Raw genomic sequence first — 12,267 nt, 5'->3', positions numbered from 1 at the left:
GTGCGGAGAACCGGCTCAGCGGATCGCCGCGCGAGGCGCTCGGCCGGTGACCGGCGCCGTGGGGGCGCTCGCCGGACCGCCCGTCGGGGCGGGCGTCGCAGGGCGCGCGTCGGGGCCGGTTCGCACGGTGTGTGCGGGCCGGCCCCTCGTGGTGGTCTGAGGCGGCGCGCCGGGGCGGGCCGCCCGTCGTGCTCAGGCCGCGGTCATCACCCGGTCGGCGCCCAGCGGGCGGTGCGGTGCGATGACGCGGCCGTCCGGCAGGAGCTCACCGGTGTCCTCGAAGAGGAGGACGCCGTTGCACAGCAGGCTCCAGCCCTGCTCCGGGTGGTGCGCCACGAGACGGGCGGATTCCCGGTCGGCGGAGTCGGCTGTCGGGCACGGTGGCTGGTGCTGGCACATGGATGGGGTCTTCCGCTCTGGTGTGTGGTCCGGGATGGCTGTCGTGTCCGTCCCGCGGCTGTCGGCATGCTGCATGGCCGCCCCCCGTTCGATAAGTCGGACTGGAACCAGTGTTGCCCCGCGGACGTGATTCCGCAGGTATTTCGCGGCACCGCTTCTCAAAGGTTGGAGACGCGTCACCCGCGTGAGCGGTTGTCTTCAACCCCACTGTCACTTCGGGTGGTTCGCGGTGGCCGAAGCGGACTAGTCCGGCCCCGCCGCGGGCCCTCGCGGACCCACGGCGCCGTACCCCGCCGCCGGGGTCCGGCAGCGGGGTACGGGGTGGCTGTCGAGGTGCGGAGGCGCCGAGGTCAGGCGGGTGAGCCGAGGAGTCGCACCGGTGCCGCCCGGTGGGTGAGGACCGGCAGCAGGTCGGCGACCCGGTGCGGCACGTGGGCCGGGATGCCGGGCGGGGCGGGGGCCAGCGGGACCAGCAGGTCGGAGGGTTCCGGATGGCCGGTCGCGCCGTCTCCGGCGATGTCGCCGTGCAGCCACAGCGTCAGCATGTACAGGCTGGGCATGGACAGCAGGCGCGGCTGGTAGGGCTGGCCCATGGTCTCGGCCTGGCGCAGCGCGCGCTCGGTCGAGGCGACGTAGGGCCCCTCGAAGAAGTGCGAGAACGCCCAGCCGTCGGGGGTCAGCATGGTCTCGGCCGCGGCCACCGCGTGATCGCCGCAGCGGATCAGGAAGCGCCACCCGGCCAGCCGGGTCGCGGCCATCCCGTCGGCGCTGATCCGGTCCAGGACGTGCACGGGCAGCGGGAGTTCGGGGGTCGCCGGCTCCTGGGCGGCGCGGAGGGCGGGAGTCGGCGCCTCACGCACGGCGGTGGGGGAACCGAGTGCGGTGAGCACGGAACGCAGGGCGGGGGCGGGAGCCGGGGGGACATGCAGCGGCATGGTGGGTCGCCTCTCATTCGACAGGCACGGTGGCGCGAGGGCGGGGCGTGGGGCGGACGACGCTGTCAGCTCTCGGGCAGGAGGGAGTGGGGCCGGTCCTGGTGGACAAGTGAGGGATGCGGAGCGCGGCATGCCGCATGGGCCCTGACCGTGAGAGCCAGGGCGGCGGTGCCTACCTTCTGCCGTGGTGCAGAGTTTATACGACAAATGTTCAGATGGTGTTTCGCCTAGCTGTTTCGCCTGTGAACGGCAAGGCTCTATTCGGCCGGAGATTCGCGGAAATCGTCCCGCTTTCCGGGCGGGTGCGCCGCGTTGACCTCGGAGTGGGTCCGCGCGGCGGACGGCTGGATGCCGTCGGTGTTTTTCACGAGGCGCCCGGGGTACCCGAAACTGCTGGGTGCTCCATGCCCCGTGAATGTGCCTCTGGTCATCCGAGTCCAGAGTAGTCGGTGCGGGGCGGTGATGGGACGTTATCGATCGCGATGGCGGGGCATCATCCCACCTGACCGGGATCCGGCGGCCCGATCTCCGGCCCGCCCGAGCGAGGAGGGACGCTGCGATGGGGGAGAAGGTCGTGGCAGGCCAGTTCGACCTGTCCGATCGCAACCGCTACCGCGACAAGCTCCGCCGGTGCCTCACGGGACTGGAGCGGCTGCTGCAGGACAAGCGGTTCGACCGGCCGAAGAATCTCATGGGGCTGGAGATCGAATTGAATCTCGTGGGCCCCGACGGACTGCCCAGAATGCTGAATGCGCAAGTACTGGAACGCATCGCCAGCCGCGACTTCCAGACCGAACTCGCGATGTTCAACCTCGAAGTCAACATCGCCCCGCACCGGCTCGGCGGCAGGGTATTCGACCGGCTGGCCGAGGAACTGAGGACGTCACTGGCATATGCCGACCGGAAAGCGGGCGAGGTCGACGCGGGAATAGCGATGATCGGCATTCTGCCGACCCTCGGCCGCGACGACCTGGTCTCGTCCAATCTCTCCGACGTCGACCGCTACACCTTGCTGAACGACCAGATCGTCGCGGCCCGCGGCGAGGACTTCGCCCTCGACATCGACGGGGTGGAGCACCTCGTGTGCACCTCGAAGTCGATCGTGCCGGAGGCCGCCTGCACCTCCGTCCAGCTGCACCTCCAGGTCACCCCGGACCGGTTCGCCGACGTGTGGAACGCGGCACAGGCGGCCAGCGCGGCGCAGATCGCCGTCGGCGCCAACTCGCCCTTCCTGTTCGGACGCGAGCTGTGGCGCGAGTCCCGGCCCCCGCTGTTCCAGCAGTCCACCGACACCCGCCCGCCCGAGCTGCAGGCGCAGGGCGTGCGGCCGCGCACCTGGTTCGGCGAACGGTGGGTCTCCTCGGCCTACGACCTGTTCGAGGAGAACCTGCGCTACTTCCCGGCGCTGCTGCCGATCTGCGACGAGGAGGACCCGCTCGACGTCCTGGCCGAGGGCGGCGTCCCGAAACTCGCCGAACTGGTCCTGCACAACGGCACCATCTACCGCTGGAACCGCCCGGTCTACGACATCGCCGACGGCGTGCCCCACCTGCGGGTGGAGAACCGGGTGCTGCCCGCCGGGCCCACCGTCACCGACGTGGTCGCCAACGCCGTCTTCTACTACGGCCTCGTCCGCGCCCTCGCCGAGGAGTCGCGGCCGGTGTGGACCCGGCTGCCCTTCGAGGCGGCGGCGGCCAACTTCGAGGCGGCCTGCCGGCACGGGATCGACGCCCGGTTCACCTGGCCCCGGCGCGGCCGGCACTCCGGTACGACGGAGGTCGACGCCGTCACCCTCGTCCGTGACGAGCTGCTGCCGCTGGCCGAGGCGGGGCTGAACGCCTGGGGAGTGGAACCGGCCGACCGGGACCTGTACCTCGGCGTGATCGAGGAACGGTGCCGCCGCCGCACCAACGGCGCCCAGTGGCAGGCCGCGACCTTCCACCGCGCACTGGAGAAGGGGATGGACCGGGAAGCCGCCCTCGCCGCCACGACCCGCCGTTACTGCGAGCTGATGCAGCTCGGCGAGCCGGTGCACACCTGGCCCGTCGGCCTGCCCGCCCCGGTCCCGCTCGGTTGAGCGGTTGAGCCGCTGAGCAGCCGAAAGCAGTCGGGCCCAGGCCGTTCCGGTGGCCGTCCGGTCGGCCGAGCGGTCCGGCCGGGCCCGCCCCGGGTGATCCCACCCGGCTGTGGGCGCCCGCCGCTCGGCCGGAGGCTGCCGTCCGCCGAGCGCCCCCGCCCGCCCGGTCTCGGCGGCGGCGGTGGGGGCGCGGGACACGGGGTCGCCCGTGCCCGCGCGCGGTGGATCGGGCAAGCTGTGACCTCCGACGACGGTGGTACGGGAGGCCGGTGTGCAGGCGGAGACGGAGGCGGGGCCCGGGGGAGACTCCTTGCCGTGCGAGGAACCGTCGCGGAGGATCCTCCGTGACGAGACACTGCTCGTGCTCGGGCTCTCGCTCGGGGCGAGCGGCGTGTCCGCCCTGATCAGCTTCATCGGGTCGGTCACCAGACCCGGCGGCCTCAAGGACCAGGCGGCCACGCTCAACGCCTCCGCCGCGCCGGGGCGCCCCTGGCTCGACCTGGCCTGGCAGCTCTTCGGGATCGCCACCGCGCTGGTGCCCGTCGCCCTGGTGGCGCACTTCCTGATGCGGGAGGGGCGGAGCCTGCGCACCCTGGGCTTCGACCGCACCCGCCCCTGGCCCGACCTCGGCCGCGGGGCCGCGATCGCGGCGGTGATCGGCAGCACCGGGATCGCTTTCTACCTGGCCGCCCGCGGCCTCGGCTTCAACCTCACTGTGGTGCCGGAGGCGCTGCCCCCGGTGTGGTGGAAGTACCCGGTGCTGGTGCTGTCCGCCATGCAGAACGCGATTCTGGAGGAGGTCGTCGTCGTCGGCTACCTGCTGCGCCGGCTGGACCGGCTCGGCTGGTCCCCGGGGACGGCGCTGACGGCCAGTGCGGTGCTGCGCGGCTCGTACCACCTCTACCAGGGGGTGGGCGGGTTCGTCGGCAACATGGTGATGGGCGTGGTCTTCGTGTGGCTGTACCGGCGCTGGGGCCGGGTCGGCCCGCTGGTGGTGGCCCACTCGCTGCTCGACATCGGGGCGTTCGTGGGATACGCCCTGCTGGCCGGCAAGGTGGGCTGGCTGCCCACGGCGTGAGGAGCGGACGCGGGAGCGCCGAAGGGGGTGTGCGAGAGGTTCGTACGCCCCCTTCGGCGTGGGGTGACGGCATGCCGCCGCTCCGCCCGCTCAGGCGTGCAGCTCGCCGTCGATGACGGTGACCGCGCGGCCGGTCAGCAGGGTGCGTGCGCCGCGCAGCCCGGTGCGGACGCGGCCGGAGCGGGCGGAGGCCTGGAGGCCGGTGAGGTCCGGGCGGCCCAGGCGCTCGGACCAGTAGGGGGCGAGCGCCGTGTGGGCGCTGCCGGTGACCGGGTCCTCGTCGATGCCCACGTTCGGGAAGAAACACCGGGAGACGAAGTCGTAGCCCCGGGCGGGATCCTCGGCCCGGGCGGTGGCGATGACGCCCCGCGCCGAGTAGGCGGCCAGGGCCTTGTGGTCGGGGGCCAGGCCCCGGACGGTCTTCTCGTCGGCGAGTTCCACCACCAGGTCACCGACGTTCGGCCCGGTGTCGAAGGCGGCGCGCGGCTCGGCTCCGAGGGCCTCGGCGACCCCGTCGGGCACGTCCACCGCGGTGAGCGGGGCGGTCGGGAAGTCCAGGGTGATCGCGCCGTCCTCGGCGGGCGTGGCGACGAGCACGCCGCTGCGGGTGGCGAAGCGGACCGGTCCCGCGTGCGTGCCGGTGGTGTGCAGGACGTGGGCGGTGGCGAGGGTGGCGTGGCCGCACATCGCCACCTCGGTGGCGGGCGTGAACCAGCGCAGCGCCCAGTCGGCCTCGGCGCCGTCGGGCAGCCGGTGCGCGAACGCCGTCTCGGCGTGGTTGACCTCCAGTGCCACTTTCTGGAGCCAGTCGTCCTCGGGGAAGGCGTCGAGGAGGAGCACCCCAGCGGGGTTGCCGGCGAAGGGACGGTCGGTGAAGGCGTCGACGATTCGAATGCGCATGTCCCGAAGGTAGGGGCTCGGCGGAGTGCGGGACCAAGGCCAATCGGCGGTCGGCGGACCGGTTTCCCGCCGGCCGGCCGGGATGCCCGTCGGCGGAGCGGGAGACGGGGAACGCGGCAGGTCGGATGGGGGTTGTCGGACGAGCTATTCCGATATATCGTTGAGACATCGCGACAGATCGACGATGGAATGGGGTGGTGACGATGCGTTCCCACGGACACGAGCACGGACACGAGCGCGGGCACCGTCACGACGGCGGACCCGGTCGCGGCTTCGGTGGTTTCGGCCCCCTCGGTGGCTTCGACGGGCGGCGGGCGGCCTTCGGACCGTTCGGGCCGGGCGGCCCTGGCGGACCCGGTTTCGGACCGGGCTTCGGCCCGGGCCCCTGGGGCGGCCGAGGGCGCGGCGGACCGCGCGGCCGGGCGCGGCGCGGTGACGTACGGGCGTCGATCCTGGCGCTGCTCAAGGACCGTCCCATGCACGGCTACGAGATGATCCAGGAGATCGCCGAGCGCAGCGGCGGCGCGTGGAAGCCCAGCCCCGGCTCGGTCTACCCCACCCTGCAGCTGCTGGAGGACGAGGGCCTGATCGTCAGTGAGAGCGAGGGCGGCAAGAAGCTGTTCGCGCTCACCGACGCGGGCCGCGCCGTCGCCGACGAAGGCCCGGACGCCCCCTGGGAGGAAGCCTCGCGCGGGGTGGACTGGGAGGCCCTCGGCGAGATCCGCCAGGCCGGATTCGGCCTGATGGAGGCCTTCGGCCAGGTCTGGAAGACCGGCAGCAAGGAGCAGCGCGAGAAGGCGCTCGCCGTCGTCAACGAGGCCCGCAGGAAGCTGTACCTGATCCTCGCCGACGAGGGCTGATCCGCTCTCCGGTGAGGAGGACGGCCCGCGGGGCGTCCCGTGGAGCGATCCGCGGGACGCCCCGCGCGTGTCCGCGGACATTGGCCTGATCTCATCCCCAAGGAGGAGATTCCGGCCGGCCGGGTCCACTCCTCGTGGGACGCGCGAATGCTTCTGGGCGTGGATGACGCGGAGCGAAGGGACTGATGGGGTGGGGGACGTGCGAGACCGTATCCCCGGGCAGCCGGCCCACGCGCAGGACGACCGCCGTGCCGACGGCGACGCCGGGCTCGGCGCCGAGCTGACCGCAGTGGTCGCCGCCGCCCGCCGCAGGGCGGTCCGCGACGGCGACCGGCAGACCGACACCGCCCATCTGCTGCACACGCTCCTGGAGTCCGATCCACGGGTGCGCGCCGCCTTCGGCGAGGGCCCGCGGATCGCCCGGCTCTTCGGCTACCTCGTCCAGCGCAGCATCGGCTACGGCCTGCGCTGGCAGTCCTCCGTGGAGGACTCCGGCGCCCTCCCCGTCCACGTGCCGACCGGGGCGGCGGCCGAGGCGGCGCCGGACGGGGCCGACGGCTGTTCGCCCCTGGCGTCGGCCGCCCTGCGGCACGCCCGCGAGCGCGCCGCCCGGCGCGGCGACGGCCCGGCGCGGGGCCTCGACCTGCTGGCGGGCGTCCTCGCGGACCCGGACGCCCGGGCGGTGGAGGTCCTCGCCCGTGCGGGCGTCGACGCGCGCGAACTGGCCGTCCGGCTCGACAACGATGCCAAGGGCCGGCCGGAGGAGTACGCCGGGGACCACCGGGACGCCCGCTGACGCGCCGCGCGGCGTCCACTCGGTGAGACAGGTGTCAAGAGGGGTGACGCTCATGTCATCGCCTGTCATCATGTGCCGATGCGTACGTCTTCGATCAATCAGGGGTGGTCCGGCAAGGGTGCCGGGCTCGGCCTCGCGCTCGTGTCCGCGCTCGCCTTCGGCGGATCCGGCGTCGCGGCCAAGCCGCTGATCGAGGCCGGTCTCGATCCCCTGCACGTCGTGTGGCTGCGCGTCACCGGCGCCGCCCTCGTCATGCTGCCGCTCGCCGTCCGGCACCGCGCGCTGCCCCGCAGCCGCCCCGCCCTGCTGGCCGGCTTCGGACTGCTCGCCGTGGCGGGCGTCCAGGCCTGCTACTTCGCCGCACTCTCCCGCATCCCCGTCGGAGTCGCGCTGCTCGTCGAGTACCTGGCCCCGGCCCTGGTCCTCGGCTGGGTCCGGTTCGTGCAGCGGCGGCCGGTCACCCGGGCCGCCGCGCTCGGCGTGGTCCTCGCGGCCGGGGGCCTCGCGTGCGTCGTGGAGGTCTGGTCCGGGCTGAGCTTCGACGCCCTCGGACTGCTGCTCGCCCTGGGCGCCGCCTGCTGCCAGGTCGGCTACTTCGTCCTGTCCGACCAGGGAGGCGACGCCGGCGACACGGCCCCGGACCCGCTGGGCGTCATCGCGTACGGGCTGCTCGTCGGCGCCGCCGTCCTGACCGCCGTGGCCCGCCCCTGGGACATGCGCTGGTCCGTGCTCGCGCACTCCGCGGACATGAACGGCACCTCGGTCCCGGCCGTCGCTCTGCTGCTGTGGATCGTCCTCGTCGCCACGGTCCTGGCGTACGTCACCGGCGTCCTCTCGGTGCGCCGTCTGTCACCGCAGGTGGCGGGCGTCGTGGCGTGCCTGGAGGCGGTCATCGCGACCGTGCTGGCCTGGGTGCTGCTCGGCGAGCACCTGTCCGCACCGCAGGTCGCCGGCGGCGCCGTCGTCCTGCTGGGCGCGTTCATCGCGCAGTCCTCCGCGCCCGCCGAAGGGTCCGAGGAACCGGTCGCGGGCGGCGGGGGCGGCGCGGAGCGGGAGTTGTCGGCACGCGGAACGGCGGCCTAGAGTGCCGCTCATGCACGCGCACGCACTCGTTCTTCCGCCTCCGGCCGCCTGAGGCGGGCCCTCCGGTGACAGGCCCGGCGTCTCGCCGGGCCGAACGGTGCTGCCCGCAGAAGAAGTCCGCCGCCCCCGCCCGACCGGGGCCGGCCAACCCGAACTTCTGCACCTCTGCGGAGATGACTCGTGTCGCACACTTCCTCCGGCCTGCCCGTCGGGCGTGGCCTCCTCTACCTGATCGTCGCCGGCGCCGCCTGGGGCACCGCGGGCGCCGCCGCCTCCCTGGTCTATCGGGCCAGTGACATGGGGCCGTCCGCCCTGTCCTTCTGGCGCTGCGCGACGGGTTTCGCACTGCTGCTCGCCGTACGGCTGCTGCGCCCGCGTGTCCGGCCCGCCGCGCCCCTGCCCCTGGGCCGCCGGCTGCTGCGCGCCGGTGCCACCGGCGTCGGCCTCGCGGTGTTCCAGACCGCCTACTTCGCCGCCGTCCAGGCCACCGGCCTCGCCGTCGCGACCGTCGTGACGCTCGGCGCCGGGCCCGTGATGATCGCGCTCGGCGCCCGGCTCGCCCTGGGCGAACGGCTGGGCCGGTCCGGCCTGACCGCGGTCGTCGGGGCGCTCGCCGGACTGGGCGTGCTGGTGCTCGGCGGCGGCGCCGCCACCGTGCGCCCGGGGGGCGTGCTGCTCGCCCTGGCGTCGGCGGCCGGCTACAGCGTCATGACCCTGCTCACCCGGTGGTGGGGCCGCGCCGGCGGGACCGACCACTCCGCCACCACCGTGGGCGCGTTCGCGGTGGCCGGTCTGTGCCTGCTGCCGTTCGCGCTGGCGGAGGGGCTGGTGCCGCACACCGCCGAGCCCGTCCGGCTGCTGTGGCTGCTGGGTTACATCGGGACCGTCCCCACGGCCCTCGCCTACGCCCTCTACTTCGCGGGCGCGGCCGTGGTCCGCTCGGCCACCGTCTCCGTGATCATGCTCCTCGAACCGGTCAGCGCGGCCGTACTGGCGGTCGCGCTGCTCGGCGAGCGGCTGACACCCGCCACCCTGGCCGGCACCGCGCTGATGCTCGGCTCGGTCGTCGGCCTCGCCGCGGCTGAGGCACGGGAGGCGCGGGCCGTGCCGGCGGAGCCGGTCCTCGTGTGAGGCGGCGGGGCGGACCCGCCGCCACGAGGGTCCGCCCCGGCCCGGGGCACGGCGCCCGTCCGGGCCGTACGGCCCCGGGGGCGGGACGTCCTCGGCCGTACGCGCGGGACGGGCCGGCGGCGGGATGTCCTCGGCCGTACGCGCGGGACGGGCCGGCGGCGGGCGGCCCCCGGGCTCACGCCCCCTGTCTGCGCAGCAGGTGCTCCCGGGCCGCCGCGTCCCGCGGGCCGTCCCGTTCCGCCAGCCGCACCGCGATCCGCTCCTGGACCTCGGCGGACCGCTTGCCGGCGTACTTGAACTTGGCCCGTACGCCGGTCACCTCGAGCCGCAGGCCGCGGATGCCGGACAGTTGCCGTCCGTACGGGACCTCGCCCACCGCGGCCCGGGCCGAGCCGCCGTCCGGCTGGAAGTGGCCGAGCTGACGGTTCAGCAGCTCGGCCTTCTCGGCCGGATCGTCCACGACATGGGCGGTGCACCGCAGTTGGACAGCGGCGTAGAAGCTGGTCGGCACGCCGTGCTCCGGCGGCGTCTGCGGTTCCGCCTGCCAGGGGCCCGGGACGTACACGTAGTCGTCGACCACGCTCAGCAGCACCTCGGGGTCGGCGGCGACGGCGGACCACAGGGGGTTCGGGCGGGCGAGGTGGGTGACGGCCTCGCCCCGGGCGACGTCGTAGGCGAAGTGCAGAGGCTGGACCCACGGAGGCTCGCCGGGCGGGCCGTTCACGGCGAGCTGACCGAAGTCGTGGCCGGCCAGCCAGCGCTGCCACTCGGCGTCCTCGCGGGGCGCGTCCCAGGGGTGGATCAGCATCACAGGGCCCTGAGGTAGTCCGGGAGGTCGGTCCCGGGAGCGAGGTCCGCGTCGGGGAGCGGGGCGCCGTACTCCCGGCGGACCGGGACGACGCCCGCCCAGTGGGGGAGCGAGAGGTCCTCGGGCTCGTCGTTCACCCCGCCCGTGCGCAGCTTGGCGGAGACCTCGGCGAGGTCGACGCGCAGGACGGCGGTCGCCGCCAGCTCCTTGGCGTCGGCGGGGCGGGAATCGGCGGCGCGGCCGGGCACCACGTGGTCCACCAGCGCGTCCAGCGCCATCCGCCTCTCCTCGGGGTCGGTGACCTGGTGGGCGGTGCCGTGCACCACCACGGAGCGGTAGTTGATCGAGTGGTGGAAAGCGGAGCGGGCCAGCACCAGGCCGTCGACGTGCGTGACCGTCAGGCACACCGGCAGCCCCGGGTCGGCCTGGCCGGCCATGCGCAGCGGGCGCGAGCCGGTCGAGCCGTGCACGTAGAGCCGCTCGCCGACCCGGCCGTACAGCGTCGGCAGGACCACGGGCGCACCGTCGCGGACGAAGCCGAGGTGGCAGACGTAGCCCTCGTCGAGTATCGCGTGCACCAGCTCCTTGTCGTACGACGCCCGCTTCGCGGAGCGGGTGGGCACGGTGCGGTCGGTCGGGGTGTAGGCGGGCGGCGCGGTCGGCTGCTCGGTGCCCTGCATGGCGACTCCTCATTGCACTAGTGCATAATGTTGTTTGTGCTAGGAGGATATAGGATCGAGGGACGGCGAGCGGCGGACATCGCCGCGAGCGTCGAACGCGCGGTCGGCCACGGGGCCCTGGAGCCGGGACAGTCGCTGCCGCCCATGCGGGAGCTGGCGGCGGAGCTGGGCGTGAATCCCAACACCGTCGCCGCCGCGTACCGGGTGCTGCGCGAGCGCGGGGTCGTCGAGACCGCCGGCCGCCGGGGCACCCGGGTCCGGCCCGCGCCCGCCACCACCGGCCGCGACCACATCCGGGTGGACGTGCCCGAGGGCGTGCGGGACGTGTCGAGCGGCAACCCGGACCCGGCCCTGCTGCCGCCGCTGGCCCGGGCCTTCGCCGCGGCGGCGGCCGACGGCGATCACGAGCCGGTGCTCTACGGGGACACGGCCGTGGACCCGGAGCTGGAACGCGTCGCCCGCGGCGAACTGGACGCCGCCGGAGTGCCGCGGGGACCGCTCGCCGTGCTGTCCGGATCGCTGGACGGAGTCGAGCGGGTCCTCACGGCCCATCTCAAGCCCGGTGACACGGTCGCCGTGGAGGATCCCGGGTGGGGCAGGACCCTCGACCTGGTGCCGGCGCTGGGACTGCGCACGGCGCCCGTCGCCGTCGACGACGAGGGCCCGCTGCCCGACGACGTGCGCCGCGCCCTGGAGGACGGCGCACGCGCGCTGATCGTCACCGACCGGGCGCAGAACCCGACCGGCGCCGCGCTGAGCGCCCCTCGCGCGCGGGCCCTGCGGGCCGTGCTGCGCGGACATCCGGAGACACTGCTCATCGAGGACGACCACGGCCATGGCATCGTCGACCTCCCCCCGCACCCGCTCGCCGGGGTCACCCGCCACTGGGCCTTCGTCCGGTCGGTCGCCAAGGCCTACGGCCCCGACCTGCGCCTCGCCGTCCTCACCGGCGACGCGGTCACCGTCGACCGGGTCCGCGGCCGGCAGCGGCTCGGCCCGGGCTGGGTGAGCCTGCTCGTGCAACGCGCCGTGGTGCGGCTGTGGGCGGAGGGGACGCCTGCCGAGCGCGGGGTGGCGGCGGAGTACGGCAGGCGCCGCGAGGCCCTGATCGACGCGCTGGCCGAGCGCGGGGTGGCCGCCCACGGGCGCAGCGGGATGAACGTGTGGGTGCCCGTGCCGGACGAGACCGGCGCCGTCGCCCGGCTGCTGCACGCCGGCTGGGCCGTCGCCCCCGGCGCCCGCTTCCGGCTGAGCGCGCCGCCCGGGATCCGGATCACCGTCTCCACCCTGCGCGACGACGAGACGGGGCGGCTGGCGGACGCGGTGGCCGCGGCCCTCGGCCCGACGCCCGCGCGGGGGTACGTCTAAGGGCTGTCCCGTAATCCCTGGCGGGCGCGCGACGACAGCTACGGCGCCTCGCCGCGTTGTCGGAATGCCCGGATACATCCAGTATCCGGGCACCCCTCCGCCTTGCGATCCACCGCATCTGACGCCGCGCACTGATCCACCAGGAATTACGG

General features: G+C 74.4%; 12 protein-coding genes. 7 read left to right on the top strand and 5 right to left on the bottom strand.

The features are described from left to right. Window positions 1-192: 192 nt before the first annotated feature. Together ACH5A8_RS16330 and ACH5A8_RS16325 are read right to left on the bottom strand one after the other, a co-directional pair. Complete coding sequence (locus tag ACH5A8_RS16330; protein WP_399002344.1) at window positions 193-399, bottom strand: DUF5999 family protein; 207 nt, start codon at window positions 397-399, stop codon at window positions 193-195. 350 nt (window positions 400-749) lie between these two features. Further along, window positions 750-1,334, bottom strand: coding sequence for a hypothetical protein (locus ACH5A8_RS16325; protein WP_399002342.1), 585 nt, complete (start codon window positions 1,332-1,334; stop codon window positions 750-752). Between the two features lie 559 nt (window positions 1,335-1,893). Between ACH5A8_RS16325 and ACH5A8_RS16320 the strand changes: the two genes are divergently transcribed. Together ACH5A8_RS16320 and ACH5A8_RS16315 are read left to right on the top strand one after the other, a co-directional pair. Then, window positions 1,894-3,411, top strand: a complete 1,518-nt coding sequence (locus ACH5A8_RS16320; protein WP_399002340.1) for a glutamate-cysteine ligase family protein — start codon at window positions 1,894-1,896, stop codon at window positions 3,409-3,411. 271 nt (window positions 3,412-3,682) lie between these two features. Then, on the top strand, window positions 3,683-4,489 hold the full coding sequence (locus ACH5A8_RS16315; RefSeq protein ID WP_399002338.1) for a CPBP family intramembrane glutamic endopeptidase: 807 nt from the start codon (window positions 3,683-3,685) through the stop codon (window positions 4,487-4,489). Between the two features lie 90 nt (window positions 4,490-4,579). Here the strand turns inward: ACH5A8_RS16315 and ACH5A8_RS16310 are convergent, their stop codons facing one another. Continuing rightward, the gene (locus tag ACH5A8_RS16310; RefSeq protein WP_399002336.1) at window positions 4,580-5,389 is read right to left on the bottom strand and encodes a PhzF family phenazine biosynthesis protein; all 810 of its coding nucleotides are present in this window, start codon (window positions 5,387-5,389) and stop codon (window positions 4,580-4,582) included. Window positions 5,390-5,592: 203 nt separating this feature from the next. Between ACH5A8_RS16310 and ACH5A8_RS16305 the strand changes: the two genes are divergently transcribed. The 4 genes from ACH5A8_RS16305 to ACH5A8_RS16290 all read left to right on the top strand — a co-directional run bounded on the left by ACH5A8_RS16305 (window position 5,593) and on the right by ACH5A8_RS16290 (window position 9,259). After that, entirely contained in the window at window positions 5,593-6,249 is a 657-nt protein-coding gene (locus ACH5A8_RS16305) for a PadR family transcriptional regulator (protein ID WP_399002425.1), read from the top strand. A 199-nt stretch (window positions 6,250-6,448) separates the two neighbouring features. Continuing rightward, entirely contained in the window at window positions 6,449-7,045 is a 597-nt protein-coding gene (locus tag ACH5A8_RS16300) for a Clp protease N-terminal domain-containing protein (protein WP_399002334.1), read from the top strand. Window positions 7,046-7,123: 78 nt separating this feature from the next. Beyond that, complete coding sequence (locus ACH5A8_RS16295; protein ID WP_399002332.1) at window positions 7,124-8,128, top strand: EamA family transporter; 1,005 nt, start codon at window positions 7,124-7,126, stop codon at window positions 8,126-8,128. Window positions 8,129-8,308: 180 nt separating this feature from the next. Continuing rightward, window positions 8,309-9,259 carry a DMT family transporter gene (locus ACH5A8_RS16290; RefSeq protein ID WP_399002330.1) on the top strand — a complete coding sequence of 317 codons (951 nt, stop codon included), beginning with the start codon at window positions 8,309-8,311 and terminating at the stop codon, window positions 9,257-9,259. Window positions 9,260-9,434: 175 nt separating this feature from the next. On the opposite strand, the gene ACH5A8_RS16285 is transcribed toward ACH5A8_RS16290, so the two are convergent. Next, window positions 9,435-10,067: an FMN-binding negative transcriptional regulator gene (locus ACH5A8_RS16285; RefSeq protein WP_399002328.1), complete on the bottom strand. Its 633-nt coding sequence runs from the start codon at window positions 10,065-10,067 to the stop codon at window positions 9,435-9,437. Continuing rightward, window positions 10,067-10,747, bottom strand: a complete 681-nt coding sequence (locus tag ACH5A8_RS16280) for a pyridoxamine 5'-phosphate oxidase family protein (RefSeq protein ID WP_399002326.1) — start codon at window positions 10,745-10,747, stop codon at window positions 10,067-10,069. The genes ACH5A8_RS16285 and ACH5A8_RS16280 overlap by 1 nt, the downstream gene beginning before the upstream one ends. Window positions 10,748-10,783: 36 nt before the next feature. On the opposite strand from ACH5A8_RS16280, the gene ACH5A8_RS16275 reads away from it, so the two are divergent. Then, window positions 10,784-12,115: an aminotransferase class I/II-fold pyridoxal phosphate-dependent enzyme gene (locus ACH5A8_RS16275; protein ID WP_399002324.1), complete on the top strand. Its 1,332-nt coding sequence runs from the start codon at window positions 10,784-10,786 to the stop codon at window positions 12,113-12,115. The last annotated feature ends 152 nt before the right edge of the window (window positions 12,116-12,267 follow it).

Origin of the sequence: Streptomyces sp. NPDC018610, from assembly GCF_044391765.1 — a bacterium.
Lineage (GTDB): Bacteria > Actinomycetota > Actinomycetes > Streptomycetales > Streptomycetaceae > Streptomyces.
This window is presented reverse-complemented; position numbering and strand designations above follow the sequence as displayed.